This window comes from Salinisphaera orenii subsp. halophila YIM 95161 (genome assembly GCF_003732545.1).
In the GTDB taxonomy this organism is placed as follows: domain Bacteria; phylum Pseudomonadota; class Gammaproteobacteria; order Nevskiales; family Salinisphaeraceae; genus Salinisphaera; species Salinisphaera orenii_A.
Genome location: NZ_AYKF01000044.1, coordinates 1 through 339, shown reverse-complemented (window position 1 = coordinate 339; position 339 = coordinate 1). Strand labels below are relative to the sequence as shown.

The 339-nt window shown below is 67.3% G+C and carries 1 protein-coding gene; it reads left to right on the top strand.

Translation table 11 applies throughout. From position 1 onward, the window contains the following. The coding region (locus SAHL_RS17725) for a hypothetical protein (RefSeq protein WP_184947254.1) at positions 1-339 on the top strand (339 nt) is incomplete at both ends.

The following is a 339-nucleotide window of genomic DNA, read 5'->3' as shown; positions in this document are numbered from 1 at the left end:
CGGAACACCACCGTGGTCCGGGACGCGCTCGGCGAAGACGTGGTCGAAGGCTCGCTCAACATTCTGCTCAGCCGTCCGGTCATGTTCGCGGACGAGACCGCCATACGCCTGCATTTTGCCGAAGGCCGGCCGAGGCTGGAATGGCAGGGCAAGATGGGCGACGTCGACGTCTGGGTGCATCGCTGGCCGGCGGCGCCGCTGCATATCGTGGAGCTGCTGTCCACGGTGCATCTGAGAAACCGGTTCGGCCTGTCCAACGGCGACCGCGTGCACGTCGAAGTGCGCCGGTGCGATCTCGCCCCGCTGCCGCCGTTGGGGCTGCTGACCTGGGTGCTCTTC